This is a genomic window from Desulfovibrio sp. (genome assembly GCF_018379785.1).
Lineage (GTDB): Bacteria > Desulfobacterota > Desulfovibrionia > Desulfovibrionales > Desulfovibrionaceae > Desulfovibrio.
In genome coordinates this window covers 41,672-66,141 of sequence record NZ_JAGZUV010000017.1, presented here as the reverse complement: position 1 = coordinate 66,141, position 24,470 = coordinate 41,672, and the positions used below count along the sequence as shown (strand labels likewise).

The following is a 24,470-nucleotide window of genomic DNA, read 5'->3' as shown; positions in this document are numbered from 1 at the left end:
ACTTCCGCCTACAATAAGAATGATGTCAGTATATAGTCCGCGGCCAGGATCAGCACGCAGGAAATGACCACCGCCGAGGTGGTGGCGTTGCCCACGGCCTCGGGGCCGACGCTGTCGCGGCGGCGGTGGGTGTAGTAGCCCTGGTGGCAGCAGACAGTGGTGACCAGCAGGCCGAAAACAAGGGCTTTGACAAAGCCGCCGGATATGTCGGTCATGGTCACGGAACTGGCGATGCGGTAAAAATAGGCACCCTCGTTGATGCCCAGCATGAGCACGCCGGTGAGATAGCCGCCGAGAATGCCGATGACGTCGAAAATGGCCGTGAGCAGGGGAAAGGAAATCAGCGCGGCCACCAGGCGCGGGCTGACCAGATAGCCCAGGGAGTTGATGTCCATGACGTCCAGGGCGTCGATCTGGTCCGTGATGCGCATGACCCCGATTTCGGCGGCCATGGACGATCCCGCCCGCCCGGTGAGCATGATGGCCGTGAGCACCGGCCCCAGCTCGCGGATCAGGGTCAGGGACACGGCCGAGCCCAGCATGCCCACCGATCCGAACTGGATCAGGGTGTAGTAGCCTTGCAGGCCCAGCACCATGCCGCAGAAGATGCCGATCAGCAGAATCACGAACAGCGATTTGTAGCCGATCACATAGATCTGTTGCAGGCTGCGCGGAAAAATCCTGGCGCTGGTGAAGATCTGGCCCAGCCCGGCCAGCATGAACAGGGTCATGCCGCCCACGGCGTCAATGCCGCGCAGGCAGGGACGGCCCAGAAGACGCAAAAAGCCCGGCTTGGCGCTGTGCCCGTCCACGGTCCGCCTCAGCGTCCGGTCTTCCGGCTCTTGCCGGAAACCGCTTTTTTGGAAGCCAGAATGGGCTTGCCCAGTTTCATACGTTGCAGCTCCTCGCGCAGATTGGCGGCATCCAGCTCCGTGCCGCGCAGATTGACCAGCACCAGCAGCACCTTGCCGCTCTTCTGCTGGCGGCTGCGCAGGCCTTTGCTTTCCAGGCGGGCGCGCAGCTTGTCCGCGTCGGCCTTGTCCTTGAACGCGGCCACCTGAAAACTGTAGTCGAACAAGGGTTCGGCCTGCGCCGCCTTGGGTTGCGCCGCCGGTGCGCGCTGGGCCTGGCGCGGGTCAGCCCGCTGGCCCTGAGGGGGCGAGGACGGCGCGGCGGCCGCTCCCGGCGCGGGCGTGGCGGGACTGATGCCCCAGGCGGCCAGACCCGCGCCCTGCGGGCGGCTGAACGGAAAGGCTGACCCATCCTGAGGGGCGGCCTGGGGAGATTGCTGGGCCCGCGCCGCGTTCTGCGACGCGTCGGCCGGGGAAGCCGGGACTTCGGCCGCGCTCCCCGCCTGTTCCGGCTGTTCCGCCCGCTCCGGCTGAGCCGTCGGCGCGCTCTGCGCGCCTGGGGCGGCCGGGGCTGTTGGCGGCACGGGCGCGGCGGGTTGGGCCTGCTCATCCCCAAGCATGCCGGTCATCTGCTCCACGCTTTTTTCAGGATTCTGGCCGCGCCCGACCATGAAGCCCATGAAAAAAGCCCAGCCCACGGCGGCCGCCAGCACCATGCCCAACGCGGCCACGGCCACGCCGGACAGACTGAAGGTAAAGCGGCGGGGCTTGCCGCCGGAAGCGGCGCTTTTCTGAAAACTTTTACGTAGGGGCTGGGGCATGCTTTTACCTGATATGCAACACGATTTGGACGGCATTCATTACATGGCCTCCGGCGCGCTGACGCCCAGCACGTCCAGGCCGTTGCGCAGCACCTGGGCCACGGCGCGCAACAGGGCCAGACGGGCCAGGGTGCGCGGCTGATCGTCGGCGAGCAGCACCTGATGCCTGGCGTAGTAGCTGTGCAGCAGGCCCGCCAGCTCGGTCAGATAGTGGCTCACGTGATGGGCGGCCAGGGCCCGGGCCGCTGCGGCCAGCATATCCTGGAACGCGGCGGCCTTGCGCAGCAGGGCCATGTCTTCGGGCGTGTCCAGGCCGGCCAGCATCTCTTCCGTGACGGTTTCCGGCAGGCTGAGGCCGCGCTCTCCGGCGCGGCGCAGCACGGCGCAGATGCGGGCGTGGGCGTACTGCACGTAATAGACCGGGTTGTCCAGGCTGCGCTGCTTGGCCAGTTCCAGATCAAAATCCAGAGGGCTGTCGCTCTTGCGCGAAAGGAACATGAAACGCGCCGCGTCCGCGCCCACTTCGCGCAGCACGTCGGCCAGGGTTTCAAAGGTGCCCGCGCGGGTGGACATGCTCACGGGCTTGCCGTCCCGCAGCAGATTGACCAGCTGGATCAGGACCACGTCGAAACTGTCGCGCGGCCTGCCCATGGCCGTAATGGCCGCGCGCATGCGCGGCACGTAACCGTGGTGGTCCGCGCCCCAGATGTCGATGAGCCAGTCGTAGCCGCGCTCGAATTTGTCATGGTGATAGGCGATGTCCGTGGCGAAATAGGTCAGGCTGCCGTCGGACTTTTTCAGCACGCGGTCCTTGTCGTCGCCCAGCTGTTCCGTGGCGAACCAGAAGGCGTTTTCCTTCTCATAGGTGTATCCGGACCGGCCCAGAGCGGTAAAGGCCGCGTCCACCGCGCCGCGCTCCACCAGGGTTTTTTCCGAAAACCAGCGCTGGTGCTCAACCCGGAACTCGTTGAGATCCGCCTTGATGCCCGCCAGAATCTCGTTCATGGCCCGCTGGTAGCAGCGCTCCTGACCTTCGGCTTCGGGCAGGTCCGGCAGACGGGGATCGTCCGCCAGCATCTCGCGCGCGATGTCGATGATGTACTCGCCCCGGTAGTAATCCTCGGGCCAGTCCACCGGACGCCCGGCCAGTTCCAGCACGCGCAGCCAGACCGAAAGGCCCAGCAGGCGCATCTGGCGGCCCGCGTCGTTGATGTAATATTCCGTATCCACGGCATATCCGGCCTTGCGCAGCAGCCGGGCCAAGCTGTCGCCCACGGCCGCGCCCCGGCCGTGTCCCACATGCAGGGGGCCGGTGGGATTGGCCGAGACGTATTCCAGCAGCACCTTGCGGCCCGCGCCCGTGCCGCTCGCGCCGTAGGCTTTGCCCGCGGCCTCCACGTCCAGCACCGTGCGCCGCCAGAACGCCTGGCTGAAAGTCACGTTGCAGAAGCCCGGTCCGGCGGCCTCGGCTTTTTCCAGGTCCGGACAGCGCTCCAGCAGCCGCGTCGCGAACTTCTGGGCCAGTTCGCGGGGATTGCACTTGGCTTCCTTGGCCAGCAGCATGGCCGCGTTGGTGGAGAGATCCCCGTGTTTGGGATCGCGCGGGGGCTCAATCACGGTTTTGACCGGCCAGGCCAGTCCCTCTTCTTTCAGAATGGCCGCGAGGGCCGTGCGCAGGGTGTCGGTGGCGCGCATATCTTTTCCGTATCCTTAAAAATATTACAGGCTGAATGCCGTGAGGCTTTCCAGAGTGCTGACCAGTTCCACGCGCAACGCGTCGCTCCCGACGGCGATGCCGTTCAGGCAGGGGGCGACCATCTTGCCCAGTACGGCCTTGGGGCCCAGCTCCAGCCAGAAGCGCGCGCCGTTCGCGTATTGGTTGCGGACGGTTTCAATCCAGCGCACGGGCGAAACCATCTGCCGCAGCAGGCTTTCCCTGGCGCTTTCGCCGTCGTGCACGGCTTTGCCGTGCTGATTGCAGTAAACCGGAAAACGCGGCTTCCGCCAGACGGCCTTGCGCAGCAGGGGGGCCAGCTCTTTATTGGCCTCTTCCATCATAGGACTGTGGAACGCGCCGCTGACCTTGAGTTCAATGCCGCGCCCCTTGCGCTCCCTGGCCTTTTGGCAGGCCAGGGCCACGGCGGCCCTGGCGCCGCTGACAACCAGCTGGGCCGGAGTGTTGTAGTTGGCGGTGAGCAGCATTTCGCCGCTCTCGGCGGCGGCCTCGGCCACGATTTCCGCCACGCGCGGCTCATCCAGCTTGAGCAGGGCGGCCATACCTCCCTTGCCCTCCGGGTCGGCCTCGGCCATCAGGCGGCCGCGCAGGGCCGTGATTTCCAGCACGTTTTCCGGCGAGAGCACGCCCGCCGCCGCCAGGGCGCTGAACTCGCCCAGGCTGTGTCCGGCGGCCCCACAGGGGCTGACGCGCCCGGCCGCTTCCCGCCAGAGATTGCAGTTGACCACGGTCAGGGCCGGTTGCAGGGCACGGGTGTCGCTCATGGCGGCCTCGTCGCCCTCCCAGTAAATTTCGCGCAGGGGCAGGCCGCTGATGCGCTCGGCCTGCTTCCAGAGGTTCATGGCTTCGGTCGAGGCCTCGGCCAGGTCGCGGCCCATGCCGGACTCCTGCGAGCCCTGGCCGGGGAAAAGCAGAACAGGTTGCGTCATAAGTGCGTTCTCTCCAAAAGGCGTGTGAACTCAAACGTTGCCGGCGGCAACACGACTGAAAACCAGGCGCGGGCCGCGCTTGGCCGCGGCGTCAACCGCTGGTTTTTGCGCCTCTCCGCCCGGCGGCCCCGCCGTCGCGGGCGGCACAAAACCCGTGAAGCGGGATGCGCACCGGGCTGCCGAATTGCTTTTTTTACGTTATCGGCGCGGGGCTTGCAAGTCCCGCTTGCCGGGGATATGACTGAAAGCCCGGCGCATCCGCCGGGGAATGCGGAGAGAGGATCATGCAAGAGCAGCAGACGGTGGACAGAAAGGAATTGGCCCGGCTCGCGGCGGCCACGGGCGCGGACGTACCCCCGGCGGCTCTGGAGCCGCTGGCCGTCTATCTGGAAATGTTGTGCCGGTGGAACGCGGCCATGAACCTGGTGGGCGCGCGCGCCTGGCAGGACATCCTGACCCGCCTGGTGGCCGACAGCTTTCATCTGGCGTCCTTTCTGGGGGAACTGTCCCTGCCGGAAGAGCCCCTGAGCTGGGATCTGGGCTCCGGCGCCGGCCTGCCCGGCATCCCTCTGCGCATGGCCTGGACCAGGGGCGGCTATTATATGGTGGAAGTGCGCGAAAAGCGGGCCCTGTTCCTGTCCAGCGTCCTGGCCCGCCTGCAGTTGCCCGCTACCCACGTGTTTCGCGGTTCGGTGGAGCATTTTTTCCAGGGCCAGTATTACCAGGCGGACTGCATTGTGAGCCGGGCCTTCATGCCCTGGCCCGAATTGCTTGAGCTGACCCTGCCCCGTCTGCGGCCCGAGGGCGTGCTGGTCATCCTGGCGCTGACTCCCGCGCCCGAACGTCTGCCCGCGCCCTGGCGGCCGGCGGGCGTGCGCTCCTATGTGGCGGCGGGCAGCGGCCGCTGGTTCTGGGCTCTGAGCCCGTCGGGGGACATCTCCGGCGAGACTGGACAAGCCGTTGAACCCAGACTGGCCGACCGGGCCGGGGAAGACGGGCCGTGCCTGGGGTAGGCCCGTCCGGCGCGCGGCAGGACGCGCCGCGTTACTGGCTGCGGGGCCTGTTCTGGGGCCTGCTGACCCTGGGGCTGGCCTTCGGCCTGCGCATGATGGAGTGGCCCTGCTGGCAGAATCCGGAATACCGCCTGGGCAGCGAATGGCTGCTGGCAACCCATGACGCCTATCATTGGGTGGCTGCCGCCGAGGGCTTCGGGCTGGGCGTGGGGCACCCCATGGCCGAGATGCTGCGGCTCATGGCCCAGGCTCTGCATACCTATCCGGCCGCCGTGGCCTTCTGGTTCCCGGCGGTGCTGGCAAGTCTGGTGGCGGTGATCGTCTTCGCCTGGGTATGGGCCCTGGGCAGCATGGAGGCGGGCGTGGCCGCCGGGCTGATCACCTCCCTGGCTCCCGGTTTTCTGGCCCGCACCTTGCTGGGCTATTACGATACCGACCTGGTGACCCTGTTTTTTCCGCTCCTGATGACCCTGGCCCCGGCCTGCTGGGCCATGCGCTACATGCTGCTGCCGCGGATGATCCTGCGGCGGCTGGCCTTGGGTTCCGGCCTCAAGGCGGCGCAACGCCTCTGGGGCGAGCGCGGCGCGGATGAGGCGCACCTGGAGCGCCTGGGCAATCCCCTGCGCTGGCAGTGGGTGCTCTTGCTGGGCGCGTCGGGCGTCATTTCCTGGTGGACCCAGGAATGGCATTCGGTTTTTCCCTATCTGATCCGTTACAATGTGGTGCTGCTGGCCTTGATGGCCCTGGTCATGGCCCCGCGCGGGCGGCGCGGCATTCTGCTGCTGGGCGGCCTGGCTTACGCCCTTCCCACCCTGGGCGGCCCGGCGGGCTTCGGTTTCAGCCTGATTCTGCTTCTGGCCGGAAGCAAAGCCGGGCGCGGGCTGCGCCATTTGCTCTGCCGTCCTCTGGTCCTGGCCCTGTTCTGGCTGGGCGCGGCGGTCCTGCTGGTGCAGGGCGAGATACTGGCTACCCTGATCAACCACGCCAACGCCTATCTCAAGCACAGCGGCGACGTGAGGAGCACGGGCGAGGGCATGAGCCTGGTCTATCCCTCGGTGGCCCAGTCCATCATTGAAGTGCAGGATCTGAGCTTCGCGGCGCTCTTCCCCTATTTCCATCCCTGGATGGAGGCCGCCATCGTGGGCCTGGCCGGTTTTGTCCTGGTGCTTTTCCGGCGGCCGGGCGCGCTCTTTCTGCTGCCCCTGGCGGCCCTGGGCCTGCTGAGCACCAAGCTGGGCGGCCGCATGGTCATGTTCGGCGCGCCGGTGGTGGCCGTGGGCCTGACCCTGCCCCTGTACTGGCTCTTGCAGCGCCTGCTGCGCGCCGATCTGCGCGGGGCCGTGGCGGGCGCGGCGACTTCCTGCATTCTGCTGGCCCTGCTGGTGGCTCCCTTCGCGGATATGATCCAGGCCATATCCCAGGGGCCCATAATCAATCGTCGCCACGCCGAGGCTCTGACCCGCGCCCGGACCATGACTCCCGAGGACGCCAAGCTCTGGCTCTGGTGGGACTGGGGCTATGCGGCCCACCATTTCGCGCGGCGCTCGACCATCGCGGACGGCGCGCAGCACGCCGGGCCTTCGCTCTACCTGCCCGCGGCGGTCTTTGCCACGGACAACGCGCGCTTCGCCCGGCAGTTGATCCGCTACACGGCCAAGATGGGCAACGAGCCGGGAAATGTCTTTGAAGGCTTGGACGGCCGGGCGGCCCAGGCTCTCATGGACAAGCTGCGCTCGCCGGAGACCCCGCTGGTGGAAGCCAAGGGACGGCTTTTTGTGGTGGTCAGCTTTGAAATGCTGCGTCTGGGCTTCTGGATCAGCAATTTCGGCAACTGGAATTTCGTGACCCGCCAGGGCGAGGGCGGCGCGCTGTCCATTGTGCCGCAGGCCCTGGCCTACCGTCTGGATACGGGCGAAGTGCGCCTGGAAGGCAGCACCAGCACCATTTATCCTTCGTCCATCAGCGTGTTCGAGGAAACGGGCGTGACCCGCCGCAATTACGTGCAGGAATGGTTCGACGCCCACCCCAAGGCCACGCCCGAGGAGCAGAAGGAATTTCTGTCCGGGCGGCGGAACGTGAACTTCCTCTTTAATCGGGTCACGGACGAAAAACTGGCCGTGGATCAGGGCCTGTATAATTCGCTGATGGTCCAGCTGCTGGTGGGGGATCCGCAGGATCCGCGCTTCTCCCCCTACTTCAAACTGGTCTACGACAATGTCTTCGCCCGGATTTACGAGGTGCTCTGAGGGCGTCCATCGGCCCGCCGACGGCCTTGAACCGTCCGGCGCGCGGCGTGTTCGTCAATGGTGGTACGGCACCTTGCGCAGGATGCACTCCGCCCGGTACAGCTGCTCCAGCAGGACCACGCGGGCCAGCTCATGCGGCAGGGTCATGGCCGAGAGACTGATCAGGCGGCAGGCCCGGCCGCGCACGGCCTCGTCCAGGCCCCAGGCCCCGCCCACAATAAAGCAGGCCCGGCCGCGCGCCTCCTGGTCCAGTTGCCGCAGCAGGGCCGCCAGTTGCGGCGAAGTCAGGCTGAGGCCGCGCTCGTCCAGCACCAGGGGCACGTCCTGCGGGGTCAGGGCCTCCAGAATCCGCTGGCCTTCCAGGGTGTTGCGACGGTCCGGGGGCAGAGCCGCGTCCCCGTCGCGCACTTCCGTGCATTCCAGACGCCGCCAGCGCGTGATCCGCGCCAGATAGTGGGCGGCGGCGTCTTTCCAGAACGGCGTTTTCAGACGGCCCACGCTGATCAGCCGCAAAGGTTTGCCTGTCATGTTCGATTCCCCCTGCCGCGTGCTTGATCTTGAAGCCGCGGCCCGATGCCTGCGCCGGGGCGGCGTGGTGATTTTTCCCACCGAAACCTTTTACGGTCTGGGCTGTCTGGCCGCCGACGCGGCGGCCGTGGGCCGTATCTACCAGCTCAAGCGGCGGCCCGTCCAGCGGCCCCTGCCCCTGCTGGCCGCCGATGCGGCCCAGGCCGGAAGCGTGGTCCGGCTGGAAGCCGCGCCGCCGGAATTGATCGCGGGTTTCTGGCCCGGCCCGCTGACTCTGCTGCTGCCCGCCCGGTCCGGTCTGCCCGAGCCTCTGCTCAGTGCGGGCGGCAAGGCGGCGGTGCGCGTCTCGCCGCATCCGCTGGCCGCCCGGCTGGCGCAACTGGCGGGCGGCGTGCTGACCGCCAGCAGCGCCAATCTGAGCGGGCGTCCCCCGGCGCGCACTCTGGAAGAATTGGACCCGGAACTGCTGTCCGCTCTGGCGGAATCGGGCGATGCGGGCGGCCTGCTGCCCGCTCTGAGCGAGGCCGAACAGCCCGCCGGGGGCGAGCCCTCCACCTTGGCGGAACCTCTGCCCGGATTTTTGCCGGAATCTTCGGCAGGAGGGGGGGGCGGTGGCGCGCGCCTGCGCCTGTTGCGGGTCGGCGCGGTCGGCGTCCGGGCACTGGCGGATGCGGGCTTTCTTTGTCTGTAAGCTCTGAACGCCGCCTTCTCCGGCCTCTCCCGGCACGGAGCCGGAACCTTGCGGCGCGGGCCGGACTGGCTTACCATACGTCCGCATCTTATTTTTCCGGGAAAACGTATGAAAAAAGACGTGCTCTGCCCGCATTGCGGCAAGCCCTACAGTTGTTACCGCAATCCCACGCCCACCACGGACGTGGTCATTTATGAGCCGGGACGCGGCGTGGTGATCATTGCGCGGGCCAATCCGCCTCTGGGCTATGCCCTGCCCGGCGGTTTCATCGACGAGGGCGAGCAGGCCGAGGCCGCCGCCGTGCGTGAAATGCGCGAGGAAACCGGTCTGGACGTGGAACTGACCGGCCTGCTGGGCGTCTATTCCCGGCCGGACCGCGACCCCCGCCGGCACACCCTGAGCGTGGTCTTCACCGGCAGGCCCCGCGACCCCGATGCCCTGCGCGCCGGAGACGACGCGGTCAAGGCCGCTTTTTACCCGCCGGACGGCCTGCCGGAACCGCTGGCTTTTGACCACGCCCGCATCCTGGCCGACTTCCGCGAGGTTCTCGCGGGACGGCGGACGCTGGGCGCGGTGGAGCTCTTGGCGCGGAAAGGGGATTGCTGATGGGCTACGCCAATCTGAATCGGTGCCTGGCGGATCTGGAGGCCCAAGGGCAGCTCCGGCGCGTGGATGTGGAGCTGGACCCCTGTCTGGAACTGGCCGCCGTGCAGCGCCGGGCATTCCGGGCCAAGGCCCCGGCTCTGCTCTTCACCAGAGTCAAGGATACGCGTTTTCCCATGCTGGCCAATCTCTTCGGCACGCGCGAGCGCCTGCGCTATATTTTCCGGGACAGTCTGCGGGCCGTGGACGCCGTGCTGGCGGCCAAGGCCGATCCCGCGGCGGCCTTGCGGCGGCCCTGGCGCTCGCTGGCCGCGCTGCCCGGTCTGGTCCGCATGCTGCCGCGCGCGAAGCGGAACGGCGGCGCTCCGGTGCTGGAGTGCAACTGCAATCTCGCCGATCTGCCGCGCCTGACCTGCTGGCCGGGCGACGGCGGCCCCTTTATCACCCTGCCCCTGGTTTATAGCGAAGATCCCTGCCGCCCCGGCCTGAACGCCTCCAATCTGGGCATGTACCGGGTGCAGCTGGCGGGCAACGCCTATGCGCCCGACGAGGCGGGCCTGCATTATCAGATCCACCGGGGCATCGGCGCGCACCACGCCAACGCCATCGCCAGGGGCGAGGAACTGCCGGTGCATGTCTATGTGGGCGGCCCGCCCGCGCTCAGCGTGGCGGCGGTCATGCCCCTGCCCGAGGGACTCTCGGAATTGCGCTTCGCCGGTCTGCTTGGCGGACGCCGGGTGGACTTGGCGCGCGCCCCGGAACTGCCTTTGCCCGTTCTGGCCGAGGCGGATTTCTGCATCAGCGGGCGTCTCGTGCCGGGCCTCAAGCCCGAAGGGCCCTTCGGGGATCATGTGGGCTACTACAGCCTGCGGCACGATTTTCCGGTGCTCAAGGTGGACGCCGTGTACCACCGGCGGGACGCGGTCTGGCCCTTTACCGCCGTGGGCCGCCCGCCGCAGGAAGATACGGTTTTCGGCGACTTTATCCACGAGCTCACAGCGCCCCTGGTGCCCCAGGTTTTCCAGGGCGTACGCGAGGTGCATGCCGTGGACGTCGCCGGGGTGCATCCTCTTTTGCTGGCCCTGGGCAGCGAGCGCTATACCCCTTATGAGGCGCGGCGCAGGCCGCGCGAACTGCTCACGGCGGCCCTGCATCTGCTGGGGGCCACCCAGACCGCTCTTGCCAAATACGTGCTGCTGGCCGCGCATGAGGACGCGCCTGATCTGCGCGCCCGCGACGTGCCCGCTTTTCTGCGCCACCTGCTGGAGAGGACCGACTTCAGCCGCGACCTGCATTTCCTGACCCGCAGCACCAGCGATACTCTGGATTATACGGGCTGCGGCCTGCACGAGGGCTCCAAGCTGATCTGGGCCTCGGCCGGGGAAAAACGGCGCGAGCTGGGTCTGGAACCGCGCGGCGTTCCGGACCTGCCCGAGGGCTTTTCCGAGCCGCGTGTGGCCGGACCGGGCCTGCTGGTCGTGCGCGGCCCGGCGCACTCGCTGGAGCGCGGCGAACCGGACCCGCGTATGGAGGAACTGGCCCGCCGCCTGGAGGCCTGGCCCGAGCGGGAGGCCTTCCCGCTGGTGGCGGTGGTGGACGATGCCGCCTTTTGCGCCGCCGGGCTGGACAATTTTCTCTGGGTGGTCTTCACCCGTTCGGACCCGGCCACGGACAGCTACGGCGCGCATGCCCAAACGAGCGCCAAGCACTGGTCCTGCGCCGCGCCCCTGGTTCTGGACGCCCGTCTCAAGCCCTTTCATGCCCCCCCCCTGGAAGAGGATCCGGCCGTCACGCGCAGGGTGGAAGCGCTGGCCGCGCCGGGCGGGCCTTTGCATGGATATTTTTAATTCTCTAATCCCGGGGGAGGCCGTGGAATGAAAATCGCCTTATTGCAGTGCAACAGCGTCACCGGCGACGTGGCCGGCAATCAGGAGCGCATTCTGGAGGCCGCGCGGCGGGCCGCGCGGGAAGGGGCGGATCTGTGCGTCACGCCGGAACTGGCCCTCTGCGGCGTGGCTCCGGGCCACTATCTGCGCGCCGTTGATTTCGCCGAGGGTTGCCGCACGGCCCTGCGGAATCTGGCCGAGGCCCTGAAGGACGGGCCGCCCCTGCTGGTGGGCGCGCCGGTGCCCAGCGTCTATGCCGCCGGTCTGCTCTCCAATGCGGGCGTGCTGGTGGACAAGGGCCAGTGGCAGGTGGCTTCGCGCAAGGTCTATCAGAACATGGGCCGGAATTCGGGCCAGGACGACGACGTGCGCTATTTCGACCGTGGGGTGTCCTGCGGCATCCTGAGCCTGGGCGGCTGGCGGCTGGGCGTGGTGCTTTGCGAGGACGCCGTGGCCGAGGACGGCGCGTTCTGGAAAACCCAGTACGCCAGCGGGCACAATCCGCTCATGGAGTTGGTCCAGCGCGGGGTGGACGCCGTGGTGCACATGGCCGCCGCGCCTTATTGCGTGGGCGCGCAGGAGGCGGGCGAGCACATGCTTTCGCATGTGGCGGCCCGGCATCACATACATCTTTTTTCGGTCAATCCGGCGGGCGGCAACGACAGCCGCGTATACAACGGCCAAAGTCTGGCCTTTGATCCCACCGGCCAGCTGCTGGCGCGCGGCAAGGCCTTTGCCGAAGACGTGCTGGTGGTGGACACGGCGCAGGGGCCCGGCAGGGTGGAGGAGCTTTGCCGAAGCGCCGAGGAAGCCGGCTGGCGCGCCCTGACCCTGGGCACGCGCGACTTTGTGCGCAAGTGCGGCGCGGAACGGGCCATTGTGGGGCTTTCCGGCGGCATGGATTCGGCCCTGGTCTGCTGCATCGCGGTGGAAGCCCTGGGCGCGGGCAATGTCACCGGCGTGCTGATGCCCTCGCCGTATACCAGCGAGGATTCGCTGGCCGACGCCCGTAGGCTGGCGGACAATCTGGGCGTGTCCACCGTGACCCTGCCCATTGAGCCTTTGATGCGAGCCTTTGAAGCGACGCTCAAGCCGGGTCTGGATCTTTTCCCGCCGTATGCGGGCGAAGTGACCTTTGAAAACGTGCAGGCCCGCATCCGGGGCACGCTGCTGACGTCCCTGGCGAACCGGGCCGGGGCCCTGGTGCTGAACACCGGCAACAAGAGCGAAGGGGCCGTGGGCTACTGCACCCTGTACGGCGACGCCGTGGGCGCGCTGGGGGTCATCGCGGACCTGACCAAAAGCCAGGTCTACGCCGTGGCCCGCTGGTACAATGCCCACCGGGGGGCGGAGATCATCCCGCGGAACGTCTTCGACAAAGCGCCTTCCGCCGAATTGCGGCCCGGCCAGAAGGACGCGGACAGCCTCCCCCCTTACGAGGAGCTGGACCCCATGCTGGAGGAACTGCTGGAGCCGACCGCCCAGGGGCGGGACAAGCCCATGAGCGATGTCTGCCGCGAGGTGCGCGACAAGCTGTTCCGGGCGGAATTCAAGCGCCGTCAGGAACCTCTGGCCCTGCATGTGAGCCGTGTGCCCTTCGGCGCGGGCTGGCAGGCGCCGGTGGCCGGGCGCTACCGGCTGCCGTAAGAGAGACCGGGGCGGTGCCGTCGGGCTTTTCCCTTGAAGCCCGGCGCGCAGTGGGGTAAAACCAGTTCTCAAACAACGCAGTTCCATCAGCTGGAGGATGTCATGGCGGAAGCACCGGAGAAAAATCTGGCCCTTGATATTGTACGCATCACCGAGGCCGCGGCCCTGGCATCAGCCCGCTGGCTTGGCCGCGGCGACAAGGAGGCCGGGGACGGCGCGGCCGTGGACGCCATGCGCATCAGTTTTTCCACCCTGCACATCGACGGCATGGTGGTCATCGGCGAGGGTGAGAAAGATCACGCGCCCATGCTCTACAACGGCGAAAAAGTTGGCATGGGCGACGGCCCCAGTCTGGACGTGGCCGTGGACCCGGTGGAAGGCACCAATCTGCTGGCCTACGGGCGGCCCAACGCCATTTCCGTGGTGGGCGTGGCCCCCAAGGGCAGCATGTTCGATCCCGGCCCCAGCTTCTATATGCAGAAGCTGGTGGTGGCGCGCGAGGCGCGCGATGCCATCGACCTGGACGCGCCGGTCAGGGTCAACCTGGACAATGTGGCCAAAGCCATGGGCAAAAGCGTGCAGGATCTGGTGGTCTTTGTGCTGGACAAGCCGCGTCACCAGCGCCTGATCGAGGAAATCCGCGCCGCCGGGGCGCGCATCCAGTTGCAGACCGACGGCGACGTGGCCGGATCGCTGATGGCTGTGGACCCGCGTTCCGAAGTGGACGTGATGATGGGCACGGGCGGCACTCCGGAAGGCGTGCTGGCCGCCTGCGCCATCAAGGGCATGGGCGGGCAGATTCTGGCCCGGCTGGACCCGCAGTCCTATGTGGAAAAAGAGGCTATCAACGAGACCGGTATAGATCTGCGTGAAGTGCTCACGGTCAATGACCTGGTGCGCAGCGACGACTGTTTCTTCGCCGCCACGGGCATTTCCGGCGGCGACTTTTTACGCGGCGTGCGCTACAGCGCCCGCCACGCGGTGACGCATTCGCTGGTTTTGCGCGGCAAAACCGGCACACTGCGGTATGTGGAGTCCTATCACAATATGGACAGACTCTCTAAATTTAGTGCGGTTCGGTATTGAATGAATAACGGTTATCACAGAACGCCGACGTTGCGGCGTCGGCTTTTTCGGGCCGGGCTGGCTTTGGTCGCGGTGCTGGTCGCGACTCTGAGCCTGACGCCGGTCCTGGCCCAGGACGCTCTGGCGGCGCGCGCCGTCCAGAAAAAGGCCGCCCAGGCCGTCACGGTGTATGAAAATCAACCGCCGGTCACCGACAAGGAACTGGTGGGTTTTCTGGAAATTCTGCCCCGCTTCCGGGCCTGGGCCAAGGAGCATAAGGAAGAGGCCCATCCGGTCTTGCGCAACGGCAAGGCGGACTTCCTCTATTCGCCCCAAGCGGCGGAATGGGTGCGCGCCCAGGGCTGGGACCCGGTACGCTTTTTCTGCGTCATGGGCCGCATGGCCGCGGCCCTGGTCATTGTGGAAGAAGGCAACGACATGAGCGGCACCCGCCCGCGCGACATGCCCGGCGTCACCGAGGAAGAGCTGGCTCTGGCCCGTCGCCATCTGGGCACCATGCTCAAGGCCGGGGGCAATGCGCCGCCCATCAACAGATAGAATTCGCTTATTTCAAAGGTGAATTGCTTCAGAGCGGATTACCTTTGAAATGCTGCGCATTCCAGAGGTAAAAACACGCTTACTTTGCCGCTTGGCTATGCTGTCCTCGTCCGCAAAGCTCGAAGACTCGCTAACGGGAGGGCAACAGCGCAAATAAATTGCGCTTCGGCTTCGTAGCAGAAGCGCTGCTCTCGCAGCTCCCTTAGGGCCTGTTAACGCTATGCCTTTTTGCCCTCCTGCCGCGTCAGATTTCACCTGCTTTTTCGGTCGAGTACCAGAAGAGTACACTCCCTCCTGCTTTTTCGGTCGAGTACCAGAAGAGTACACTCCCTCAAAGCAGGTTTATCTTCCTTGCAGGCGAACAAAAATTCTATAGTGTTAACAGACCCTAGAGCATTTCAACCTTGAAATTCCCTGACTTCCGCGTCTGATCGCGGCGGAAGCCAAGAGAGCCGCTTCGGAACACATCCGGAGCGGCTCTCTTGGCTTCTTGTATTATGGAATAAATCAGTTGGCGGAAGAGGGCGCGGCGGGCGCGTTTTCCTGCTCCTCACTTTGCGGCAGCGGTTGGGGAACGGCCTCGGGCGTTGCCGCGGGCGCGGGAGCGGTCGTCTGTTCCGGCCCGGCTTCGCGCGCGGTTTCCGGCAGGGGCTCGACGGCTTGCGGCGTTTCCGGCTGTGTTTCAGGCCGGGCGGCCTCGGGCTGCGCTGTCGGTTCCGGCGCGGGTGCGGCATTCTCCCGTGCCTGGTCCGAGGCCTGGTCCGGCAGAGTTGCTTCCGGCGCGGCCGGGACGGGCGGCGTGCCTTCTTCCTGCGGCGTCGCGGGCGCGGCGGGCGTCACGGCGTTTTCCGGCATGGTCGGCATCCGGATGTCCTGGAGGCGGCTCAGATGGGCCTCAGGCAGGGCCGCCAGCTCCGGCGCGAGCATCAGGGCCGCCGGCTGGGTGAGAATCACGGCCACCAGAGTGCAGAACAGCAGCGCGCCGCCCGGATGGTCCCGCCGAATAAAACGGGTCATGGTCACGGCGGCCAGCAGGCAGAGCGTGCCGAGCACGGGCAGGGCCTTGAGCCCCAGAATCATTTCGCGTTGTTCCGGGCTGAGGGGCCAGGAGAAAAAGCGCGCCATCCAGTCCAGGGAAAAGCCGAAGCTCGCCGCTACCAGAGCCATGCCCGCGTGCAGCAGGCAGAGAGCCGCGATGAGGTAAAACAGGCGGCTGCCCAGATGGGGCAGGCGCAGCAGGGCCTTGCCCAGCAGGGGCGCGGCCAGGCAGGCCAGGCAGACTGCCACGCTCTGGAGCTGCGCCATGGGCATGAACAGGCTCAGCAGACAAGCCAGCACCATGCTTATCCAGACAAAGGCCGAACCGGCGCGTTCCGCTCGGGAGGCCTTGAGATCGCTCCAGGCTGAGCGCAGCACCCGTTGCCAGGAAACGCAGACCACCACGCCGATCCAGGGCACGAGGCCCAGACCGGCCACGGACAGGGGCAGCCACCAGCGGGCGGTCACCGGGCCGTGCCATTGCCTCACTGTGGCGAACAGGCCTTGCATATAGCCTTCGGCGTTGGTCCAGAGGATGATCCCGCCCAGCCAGAGGGCCAGAAGCAGCAGAAGGAGGACAAAGCCGGTCAGGGCGTCCAGAGCCTGGGCCCGGCGGAAGGTGGCCCGCCAGAGCAGGAAGAGGGCGCTGGCGAGCAGGGGCAGCAAGAGATGGAAGAGCCCGCCGGTCAGGCCTGCCAGACCGGCCAGCACAAAGCCCGCCGGTAGGTAGAACCAGGCGCGTTGCGCCTGCCAGCCCCGGCAGAAGCAGATCAGGGAGAAGAGCAGCAGCGCGGCCGCCAGAGCCGCCGGACCCGTGAAATGGGCCAGAGGCGCGAAAATAGGCATGCAGAGCAGAATCAGCCCGGCGGCCAGGGCCGCCTTGGAGCCGAAGCCCGCCGCGCGGCTCAGGCCCCAGACGCCCAGCAGAGCCAGGGCGGCTGCCAGAGCCCCGGACAGGGGAAAGAGCAGGGCGGGCGGGAGCAGCGCGGCAAGGGAGGCCAAAAACCAGGTGAAGCCCGGCCACTGCGCCGCCAAACCTGCCGCCGACTCTGTTGCCAGGCCCGCCCCTGGGGCCAGCCATTGCCCGTCCTGTTGCGCGTGCAGGAATATCTGGATGTTCCGGACCTCTGCCGGGCAATATAGGGCGTCGCCCCGCCAGCCCTGCCAGAAATCCGGCCAGGCCTGGGCCGCCAGCACTGCCAACAAGACCAGGGGGCCCAGACAGCAGAGGGTCTGGAAGAATTTTTCGGCCCGGCCCGCAGGCGGGACCGGCGCGGCCTGTTTTTCCGCGCGCGGCGGCACATGGCCGCCATTGCTCTTATCGGCGTGCGCGTCATTCGGCGTTGCGGCAGCTTCAGGCTGACCGGCAACGGCGTCCTGCCCGTCTGGTCCTGTCTGTTCGGGCGTCGTGCCCGTAGCGGCCGTGCCATCCGGCGTTGCGGCCCGCGTGGTCTCCGGAGCGGCGTCGGGCATGGCGTCCGTCCTGCTCTCCGGCGAAGCGTCCGGGGAAGGGGTGGGGGCTTTGTCTGAAGTCATGGCGTCGCTCCTTGCTGCAAGGGTGGATGCTTTTAAAATACTATCGGCCAAGGCCCGCTGCCGGGCCGTCCAGCAGCACATGGCGGGAATGGCGGCCGTCCAGCTCCAGTTCAAGGCCGTGCCCGTTCCGCGTCAAGGTGGAAGACAGGTCCTGGCCGCCGCCGATGTCCCGGACAGTGCGCGCCGTAATACCGGCGGGCAGTGCCAGAGGGAAAATGCGTTTTTCAGCGGAAAAGTTGGCTGCCAGCAGCCAGCAGCCGCCCGAGGGCAGGGCGCTGAGCACGGCCACGCAGCCCGGCGGTCCGCTGAATACCGCCAGCAGTTTGCCCTCTGCCAGACCCGCGTCGCGGCGGGCGCGCAACAGGCGGGCCATACTGTGCAGAAAACTTTGTCTGTCCGCCCATTGTTGTTCCAGAGCGCCGAAAGCCGACGGCGCGTCCGGTGCGACGCCGCCCGGATTGCCGCCCCAGAGAGGCGTCAGGCCCAGGCTGGCGGGCAGATCCGCCGTGGAGCGCGACAGGTCCAGCGCCCCGCTGAGATCCTGGGGGCTCACAAAACTCAGGCCCGGCAGGCCCACACGCCAGCCCAGCAGCAAAAGGCAGGCCTCGCGCAGGGTCGCGCTTTTGCCGCTGCCGTCCGCCGCCGAAGCCGATGCTTCCGCCGTTTTCAGGCCCAGAGCGCGCGCGGCCAGAGAGGCGGGCGTGGTCCAGAGTTGCATGGCCTCGGGCGGGGCTCCGGCCAGACGCTGCGCCTTGCGGATCAGTTCCCGGCCCTGCGGCAGGTCCAGCAGGGGCCGCCAGTCCACGGCCTGCCAGTCGTGCAGACCGCGCGCCAGGCGGCTCTGGTCCACGCCGGAGGCCTGTGAGGCGCGCAGCAGGGCTGCCAGCGGGGCCGCGTCGCCGCTGAGCAGGGCATAGGCGGCGGCGGCCGGGGTGATGCTGTCGCGGCTGAAATCCACGGCCCCGGCCAGCACAACGGGCGTGAGCGAGGGCGGCAGCACGTCGTCCTGCATGGCCCAGCCGCCGTAGCGATGCACTTCGCGCGCGGCTTCATCCAGAGCGTCCAGGCCCGGCGTCAGTCGGGCGAAGCGGGCCGCATCCCCGCCGCCGGGATGAGCCGCCTGCGCGGCGGCCGCGTCTTCAGCCGATCCGGCGGGCACGTCCAGGCCCATGAGGGCTTCCAGGCGCAGGCCGGTCAGGGTCTGCTGCTGCAGGCCGGTATGCCGGATGATGGCGGCGGAAAAAATGCGCCTGGCTTGGCCCGATGGGTCCTGCCAGAGCAGCACCGGCCGCAGGGCGTCGCCGCTGTAGCGGTAGACCCAGCGCCGGATCCGGCCGTCGGCCCCGCGCACTTCGCCGGTCGCGGCCCAGCCGCCGGGCGTGGCCCAGGGCAGGGAATCGCGCACCAGGGCGTCGGGCAAAAGGCCGCGCTGGGCCAGTTGCGCCACGGCTTCGGGCCGCAGGGGCAGGCATTCCCACTCGTCCGGCAGGCGGGGCAAAAGATCCCAGTCTTTCTGCGGCACCGCGATCATGGCGTAGATGCCGTCAAAGCGCGCGGCCCGCCGCGCCTGAAGAATGAAGTCCGGTCCCAGGCCCGTGGCCGCCGGGGGCAGCTCGCCGCCCATCTGGATCTGCGACGGTTCCAGGCGTTGGGCCAGTTTTTCGAAGTCCGCGTCCGAGCCCAGGGCCGGGTCAAAACGCAGGGAGGCGACGTTTTCCCCGCCGGGCGAGGACTGGTTGTGCTTGTTCCAGAGGTCGCCGCGCTCGCCGGTGGGGGAGACGAACAGCCCATTGAGCCCGGCCTGGGGCAGCGCGTCCGGAAAACCGGCCCCGGCCCCTCCGGCCAAGGCGCGGAACACGGGCTGCCCTGTACTGACGGTATACGGATTGAGCGCGAACCAGTTGGGCGCGGCCCCCAGCAGCACAGGCAACCGCCGGGCCGTGCTGCTGTTGCGCCAGATGCGTTCCGTGCCGGAAACCTGGGCGGTGAGTTCCGGCGCGGCCCCGAGCATGGATTGCCGCTCAAGCCATTGCAGATAGCCGGGGTCGGCTCTGGGTAGGCCGTTGCTTGCGGCCTGGGCCGCCGTTGCGCCGGAGGCCGGGCGCGCCGCGTGTTTTGAGGGCGTGCAGGCCGCCAGACAACAGGCCAGGCAAGAGGCCAGACAACAGGCCATGACGGCCGACAGAAGGACGGGCAGCCCGGCCGACCGTCCGGCCCTGGAGGAAGCTGAAGGTCGCGTCCGCAGCGGCATGGGCCGTCTCCGTCAGGCCTTGGCGGCGGATTGGGCTTCTTCCTCCGCCTTGGCCGCGTTCCAGAGCTCGTCCTTGTCGTCCAGGGAAAGCTCCGTGAAGTCCCGGCCCTGCTCCCGGGCCAGTTCTTCCATGCGGGCGAAGCGGCGCAGGAAACGCAGCGTGGCCAGATCCAGAGCCTCATTGGCCTTGATGCCTTTGCGGCGGCCCAGCTCCGTAATGCTGAACAGCAGATCGCCCAGTTCGTGCTTCTGGGCCTCCGCGTCGCCGTTGGCCGAGGCGTCGAGCCATTCCAGCCATTCGGCCTCCACCTGCTGTTCCACTTCTTCGTCCTCGGGCCAGGTGAAGCCCGCGCGCGCGGCCTTGGAGTGGATGCGGTAGGCCTTGACCAGGGGCGGTAGGCTGGCGGGCAGGCTGTCGAAAATGCCTTGGGGCGCGCCGTCGGCGTCCGCGTGTTCGGCGCGTTTGATGGCCTCCCAGGTTTTGAGCTGCTCGTCCAGGTTTTCAAAGACCGTGTCCCCGAAGACGTGCGGATGGCGGCGGATCATCTTGGCCCGGCTGGTGTTCAGGGCGTCGCTGAAGTTGAATTGCCCCCGCTTTTCGCACAAACGGGCCACGAAGAGCAGCAGAAAGGCCACATCGCCCAGCTCTTCGCGGATGTCGTCCGTTTTGCCCGAGCGGATGGCGCTGACCAGCTCGTGACTTTCCTCAATAATATAGTCGGCCAGGCTTTCCGGGCTCTGTTCCTTGTCCCAGGGGCAGCCGTCCGGACCCGTCAGGCGTTCGATGACGTTCTGCAACTCTTCCAATGCGCTTTTTTCCATAACGCTGTGCATCCTTGGTATGAGTATGGGCATATGACGCGCCGGTTCAGATTCCCAGGCGGGACACGAGATCGGGCGGCAGCCAGGTGCGCACCTGTTCCATCAGGGCGTTGAAATAGGGCAGGACGCGCGAATGCTGCATGAACGGCGCGTCGTGAAAGAACTTTTGCAACACCAGCAGCGCCAGCGCGCAGAGCAGCACGCCCTTGGCCAGGCCCAGCAGGCCGCCCGCCAGCCTGTCCGCCCAGGAGACGAAGGAAAAGGAAAGGATTTTCTGCAGCAGGCGGGCCAGCACGGCCACGACCAGAATCACGGCCAGAAAGATCAGCACGTAGGCGGCGATGGTCCGCCAGGCCGGGTCGGCAATGGCCGTGAGGCGCGGGGACAGCAGGGAGTGATAGGCGTGCGCGGCCCAGAAGCCGCCCACCAGCGAAACCACCCCGGCCACTTCGCCCACAAAACCGCGCACAAAGCCCCGTCCGGCAAAAAAGACCAGCGCGAGGACGATAATCAGATCAAAGATGTCTTGTCCCATATGCGGTTCCCTCAGCCTCCGCGACGCACCATAGCAGAAGCGCCGCTGTGAGACAATGCGGCCCGCTGTACAGCCCCCGGAGGTTGGGCTATATTCCTTCCCGTGAAATACGTATCCGCAGCACCCGCCCCGGCGGAATCCCGGGAGCCCGGAGGGCAGAGCGCCGGTCTTGATGCCTACACGCCGGAAATCAGCGTGGCTGCGGCGGGACGGCAATGGCGTCTGACGCGGGCCGCCGACCTGGAGGAGCTCTGGGAGGCCATGACCGCCGATCCTCATAATTTCGAGGACGAGCGGCTGCCCTACTGGACCGAACTCTGGCCGTCCAGCGTGGCTCTGGCCGGTTGGCTGGCGGCCCGGCAAGAGGAAATCACGGGCCGCGCCTGCCTGGATCTGGGCTGCGGCCTGGGGCTCACCGCTCTGGTGGGCCAATGGCTGGGGGCGCGGGTCACGGCTGTGGATTATGAGGAAGCCGCCCTGCATTTCGCCGCGCGCAACGCGGATCTCAATGGCGTGGCGCAGCCCTGTTGGGCGCTCATGGACTGGCGGCGCCCGGCGGTGCGCGCCCGGAGCATGGCGCGGGTCTGGGGCGGTGACATCATGTATGAGAAGCGCTTTGTGGCGCCGGTGCTGCGTTTTCTGGAGCATGCCCTGGCCCCGGACGGCGCGGCCTGGGTGGCCGAGCCGGGGCGCTCGGTGTATGAGGCTTTTCTGCACGCCCTGCACAGCGGCGGCTGGCAGGGGCGGCGCGTGCATACCGCGCGGGTGGAGCCCCTTTATGCCCAGCCCGTGCCGGTGACCGTGCAGGTATGGGAAATCCGGCGTCGGGCGGACTGAGCGCGCACAGGCTGGAATTGTTTTTACAGACGGCAGGCGGAATGTATGGGCAAACTGGCGCGTTTCGGCGTATCGCTGGATGAGGATTTACTGGGGCCTTTTGACGCGCTCTGCGCGCGCAAGGGGTATTCCAACCGCTCGGAAGCCATCCGGGATCTGATCCGCAAGGCTCTGGTCGAAGAGGACTGGCGGACATCCCAGGGACAGGGCGCGGGCACGCTGACCCTGGTCTACGACCACCACAAAAACGATCTGGCGCGGCGGCTGATGCGTATTCAGCACGATGATCACGACATCATCGTGACCACCCTGCATGTGCATCTGGATCATTACAACTGCCTGGAGGTGCTGGTGCTCAAGGGCGAGGCCGAGCGCGTACGGGCTCTGGCCGACCGGCTGATCTCCTGCCGCGGCGTCAAACACGGCACGTTCAGCGTGACCACAACCGGACAGGATCTGGCCTGATGGAAGACGTACAAAGCCATGCCCCCACGGTGCCTCTGAATATCGACCGCGTGGGGGTGCGCGAACTCAGGCTGCCCCTGCTGGTGCGCGACCGCGCCCGGGGCAGCCAGCAGACCGTGGCCAGCGTGGACCTGGGCGTGGACCTGCCTTCGGCCTTCAAGGGGACCCACATGAGCCGCTTTGTGGAAGCCCTGGAGGAGTGGAATGAGGAAATCAGCTACCAGTCGGTGCGCCGCCTGCTGGAAAACATCAAGGAACGCCTGGGCGCGCGGCGTGCCTGGGCGCGCTTCAGCTTCCCCTATTTTATCCGCAAGGCAGCCCCGGCCTCGGGCAGCCCCGGCACTGTGGCCTATTCCTGCCGCCTCACCGGCGAGCTGGATGAAAACGGGCAGTCCTTTCTGCTGGATCTGGACGTGCCGGTGATGACCGTCTGCCCCTGCTCCAAGGCCATCAGCCGCGAGGGCGCGCACAGCCAGCGGGCCATCGTGCGCATGCGCGTGCGCATGACAGGTTTTTCCTGGCTGGAGGAATTCATCGAAATGGCCGAGGAATCGGGGTCCTCGGCGGTCTATACCCTGCTCAAGCGCGAGGACGAAAAATTCGTTACCGAGCACGCCTTCGCCGCCCCGGCTTTTGTGGAGGACGTGGTGCGCAATGTGGCGCAGCGGCTTTCCCGGCACACGCATGTGGACTGGTTCAGCGTGGAGGTGGAGAGCATGGAGTCCATCCACAACCATAACGCCTTTGCCCGCATCGAACGCAGTCTGGCCGCATCCGGAGCCCGGAAAGGCGCTCGGCCGTAGGGTTTGGCGGATCCGGCCCGGCACGGGAAAAAGCGTTTTGCAGTGGGCTGATTTTATGCTATGAAAGCCGTTAAGGTGTAAATGATGAGCGGCATTACCGGCAGTATGAACTTGGGCGCGTCGGCCATGAATGCCCATTCTTGGGGTATGGCTGTTACGGCGCACAATGTGGCCAACGTGAACACGGCGGGCTTTGCGCCGCAACACGCGGTCTATGCCACGGGCCCCGGCGGCCGGGGCGTGCGGCTGGATGCCGTGCTTCAGGATTCCGGCGTTGCCGGACGGCTTCCCGCCGAGGTCCGCAATAACCCGGCCGTATCCACCGCTCCGGCGTCTGTGGAGTCGGACTTTGTTAATCCCGGCGGCACGGATCTGGGGCGTGAAATGACGCAGATGATCTCCACGCAGCGGACCTATGAGGCCAACGCCCAGGTTGTCCGTACCGGCGACGCCATGCTGGGGACGCTGCTGGATCTTAAGGCCTGAATGACGCAATTACCGGAATGGGCGGGATGGACCTGCCCGTTTTTTTATCCCGTTGCCCGCCGCTTGCCGGTAGGACGGTCATTGCCGGAATGGCTTGCATTGAAAATGTCTGAATGCTCTGTGCGGATTTCTACAAGATCCGCGCCGCGAAATTGTCGCAAGGTGAATTGACTTCACCGTTACGCGGCAATTTCAAGCGCAACATGCTGGGAATGGAGTGCGAATGGGTAAATATCTGAAACTGTGTGCGCTGATTATGGGCTGCGGCCTGGCTTTCGGGTGCGCGGCCAAACAGAATGCCGCCGATGAGAATATGCGTGTGGAGCGCTTCCGCCGTTCCTATGAGGCGGCTCTGGACGAAGACCAGGCCCAGGCCAGCAGGCAGCTGTTGCGCAAGGCCCGTTCGGCCATCGGGACCCCCTATGTGCGGGGCGGGTCCAGTCCGGGCGGTTTTGACTGCTCGGGCTTTGTCTGCTGGGCCTACAAAAGCGTGGGCGTGCAGTTGCCGCGCACCGCGCGGGAGCAGTCCGCGGTGGGCCAGCGCATTAAGAATCAGGAAGATATGCGTGCCGGTGACATTGTGGCCTTCCGCCATCCCCGCCGGGGTTATCACACGGGTATTTACGTGGGGGACGGCAAATTCATCCACAGCCCGCGCCGCCGCACCAAAGTGCGGATCAACTCTCTCAGTGACCCCTATTTCAGCAGCACTTTTCTGGGCGCGCGCCGTGTGAATTTTGAAGGCAATGAAAACCTGGTGGCCCAGGCCGAAAGCCGTCTCAACGACTATGCCGAGGAAAAAGCCGTGCGCGAACTCTCCGTGCAGAAAAAAAGCCCGGCCAAATCCCGCCGCAGTGTGAAAACACGCCGCGCCTCTCGCGACAAAGTGGTGCAGGTCGCCAGCAACGACACGCGGCGCAGCGCCAAGGCCGTCAGCGGGCGCAAGGCCGCATCCGTCAAGATCGCCAAGGTTGGAAAAAGCAAGGCCGAGCGCGCTTCCAAGGGCGGCAAGACCGCTGTCCGCGCCTCGGAGAAAAAAGCCTCCTCCAAGATGGCCTCCTCTTCCCATCAGAAAAGCAAGAAATCTTCCGGCACCAAGAGCCGTAAGCAATCATAGGTAGATC

Annotated in this window: 22 protein-coding genes; 13 read left to right on the top strand and 9 right to left on the bottom strand. The window is 66.7% G+C overall.

The window, feature by feature from the left end:
* Positions 1 to 8: 8 nt before the first annotated feature.
* Genes KH208_RS05390 through KH208_RS05375 form a run of 4 tightly spaced genes read right to left on the bottom strand, consistent with a single transcriptional unit; the run spans position 9 to position 4,336 of the window.
* Positions 9 to 812: an ABC transporter permease gene (locus KH208_RS05390; RefSeq protein WP_291434492.1), complete on the bottom strand. Its 804-nt coding sequence runs from the start codon at positions 810 to 812 to the stop codon at positions 9 to 11.
* Between the two features lie 8 nt (positions 813 to 820).
* Positions 821 to 1,672 carry an SPOR domain-containing protein gene (locus KH208_RS05385; protein WP_291434489.1) on the bottom strand — a complete coding sequence of 284 codons (852 nt, stop codon included), beginning with the start codon at positions 1,670 to 1,672 and terminating at the stop codon, positions 821 to 823.
* Positions 1,673 to 1,711: 39 nt separating this feature from the next.
* Positions 1,712 to 3,367 (bottom strand): arginine--tRNA ligase, encoded by a 1,656-nt coding sequence (argS, locus tag KH208_RS05380; protein WP_291434487.1) that lies wholly within the window; start codon positions 3,365 to 3,367, stop codon positions 1,712 to 1,714.
* A gap of 24 nt (positions 3,368 to 3,391) precedes the next feature.
* Positions 3,392 to 4,336, bottom strand: a complete 945-nt coding sequence (locus KH208_RS05375; RefSeq protein ID WP_291434485.1) for an ACP S-malonyltransferase — start codon at positions 4,334 to 4,336, stop codon at positions 3,392 to 3,394.
* 284 nt (positions 4,337 to 4,620) lie between these two features.
* On the opposite strand from KH208_RS05375, the gene KH208_RS05370 reads away from it, so the two are divergent.
* Positions 4,621 to 5,349 carry a 16S rRNA (guanine(527)-N(7))-methyltransferase RsmG gene (locus KH208_RS05370; protein ID WP_291434483.1) on the top strand — a complete coding sequence of 243 codons (729 nt, stop codon included), beginning with the start codon at positions 4,621 to 4,623 and terminating at the stop codon, positions 5,347 to 5,349.
* The gene (locus tag KH208_RS05365) at positions 5,337 to 7,595 is read left to right on the top strand and encodes an STT3 domain-containing protein (protein ID WP_291434481.1); all 2,259 of its coding nucleotides are present in this window, start codon (positions 5,337 to 5,339) and stop codon (positions 7,593 to 7,595) included. The genes KH208_RS05370 and KH208_RS05365 overlap by 13 nt, the downstream gene beginning before the upstream one ends.
* A 54-nt stretch (positions 7,596 to 7,649) precedes the next feature.
* Here KH208_RS05365 and KH208_RS05360 read toward each other — a convergent pair whose 3' ends face one another.
* Complete coding sequence (locus KH208_RS05360) at positions 7,650 to 8,123, bottom strand: 23S rRNA (pseudouridine(1915)-N(3))-methyltransferase RlmH (RefSeq protein WP_291434479.1); 474 nt, start codon at positions 8,121 to 8,123, stop codon at positions 7,650 to 7,652.
* Here KH208_RS05360 and KH208_RS05355 point away from each other — a divergent pair.
* From KH208_RS05355 to KH208_RS05330, 6 genes are all read left to right on the top strand, one after another.
* On the top strand, positions 8,122 to 8,814 hold the full coding sequence (locus tag KH208_RS05355) for an L-threonylcarbamoyladenylate synthase (RefSeq protein ID WP_291434478.1): 693 nt from the start codon (positions 8,122 to 8,124) through the stop codon (positions 8,812 to 8,814). The two genes, KH208_RS05360 and KH208_RS05355, sit on opposite strands and share 2 nt — an antisense overlap.
* Positions 8,815 to 8,922: 108 nt before the next feature.
* A complete protein-coding gene (locus KH208_RS05350) occupies positions 8,923 to 9,420 on the top strand; it encodes an NUDIX hydrolase (protein ID WP_291434476.1) in 498 nt (165 codons plus the stop codon).
* Positions 9,420 to 11,264 (top strand): UbiD family decarboxylase, encoded by a 1,845-nt coding sequence (locus KH208_RS05345; RefSeq protein WP_291434474.1) that lies wholly within the window; start codon positions 9,420 to 9,422, stop codon positions 11,262 to 11,264. The genes KH208_RS05350 and KH208_RS05345 overlap by 1 nt, the downstream gene beginning before the upstream one ends.
* A 27-nt stretch (positions 11,265 to 11,291) precedes the next feature.
* Entirely contained in the window at positions 11,292 to 12,950 is a 1,659-nt protein-coding gene (locus KH208_RS05340; protein WP_291434472.1) for an NAD+ synthase, read from the top strand.
* Between the two features lie 102 nt (positions 12,951 to 13,052).
* Positions 13,053 to 14,036, top strand: coding sequence for a class II fructose-bisphosphatase (gene glpX / locus KH208_RS05335; protein ID WP_291434471.1), 984 nt, complete (start codon positions 13,053 to 13,055; stop codon positions 14,034 to 14,036).
* The gene (locus tag KH208_RS05330; RefSeq protein ID WP_062251426.1) at positions 14,037 to 14,573 is read left to right on the top strand and encodes a hypothetical protein; all 537 of its coding nucleotides are present in this window, start codon (positions 14,037 to 14,039) and stop codon (positions 14,571 to 14,573) included.
* Positions 14,574 to 15,080: 507 nt separating this feature from the next.
* On the opposite strand, the gene KH208_RS05325 is transcribed toward KH208_RS05330, so the two are convergent.
* Genes KH208_RS05325 through KH208_RS05310 form a run of 4 tightly spaced genes read right to left on the bottom strand, consistent with a single transcriptional unit; the run spans position 15,081 to position 20,755 of the window.
* On the bottom strand, positions 15,081 to 17,147 hold the full coding sequence (locus KH208_RS05325) for a hypothetical protein (RefSeq protein WP_291434470.1): 2,067 nt from the start codon (positions 17,145 to 17,147) through the stop codon (positions 15,081 to 15,083).
* 40 nt (positions 17,148 to 17,187) lie between these two features.
* A complete protein-coding gene (locus tag KH208_RS05320) occupies positions 17,188 to 19,398 on the bottom strand; it encodes a hypothetical protein (RefSeq protein WP_291434468.1) in 2,211 nt (736 codons plus the stop codon).
* 12 nt (positions 19,399 to 19,410) lie between these two features.
* Positions 19,411 to 20,220: a nucleoside triphosphate pyrophosphohydrolase gene (gene mazG / locus KH208_RS05315; protein WP_008685368.1), complete on the bottom strand. Its 810-nt coding sequence runs from the start codon at positions 20,218 to 20,220 to the stop codon at positions 19,411 to 19,413.
* A 46-nt stretch (positions 20,221 to 20,266) separates the two neighbouring features.
* Positions 20,267 to 20,755 (bottom strand): CvpA family protein, encoded by a 489-nt coding sequence (locus KH208_RS05310; RefSeq protein ID WP_291434467.1) that lies wholly within the window; start codon positions 20,753 to 20,755, stop codon positions 20,267 to 20,269.
* A gap of 102 nt (positions 20,756 to 20,857) precedes the next feature.
* Here KH208_RS05310 and KH208_RS05305 point away from each other — a divergent pair, with 102 nt between their 5' ends.
* From KH208_RS05305 to KH208_RS05285, 5 genes are all read left to right on the top strand, one after another.
* Positions 20,858 to 21,592, top strand: a complete 735-nt coding sequence (locus KH208_RS05305) for a methyltransferase (protein ID WP_291434466.1) — start codon at positions 20,858 to 20,860, stop codon at positions 21,590 to 21,592.
* A 45-nt stretch (positions 21,593 to 21,637) separates the two neighbouring features.
* On the top strand, positions 21,638 to 22,057 hold the full coding sequence (gene nikR / locus KH208_RS05300; RefSeq protein WP_008685371.1) for a nickel-responsive transcriptional regulator NikR: 420 nt from the start codon (positions 21,638 to 21,640) through the stop codon (positions 22,055 to 22,057).
* Entirely contained in the window at positions 22,057 to 22,860 is an 804-nt protein-coding gene (gene folE2 / locus KH208_RS05295; protein ID WP_291434465.1) for a GTP cyclohydrolase FolE2, read from the top strand. The genes nikR and folE2 overlap by 1 nt, the downstream gene beginning before the upstream one ends.
* Positions 22,861 to 22,944: 84 nt before the next feature.
* A complete protein-coding gene (locus KH208_RS05290; RefSeq protein WP_291434464.1) occupies positions 22,945 to 23,346 on the top strand; it encodes a flagellar basal body rod C-terminal domain-containing protein in 402 nt (133 codons plus the stop codon).
* 223 nt (positions 23,347 to 23,569) lie between these two features.
* Positions 23,570 to 24,463: a C40 family peptidase gene (locus KH208_RS05285; protein WP_291434463.1), complete on the top strand. Its 894-nt coding sequence runs from the start codon at positions 23,570 to 23,572 to the stop codon at positions 24,461 to 24,463.
* The last annotated feature ends 7 nt before the right edge of the window (positions 24,464 to 24,470 follow it).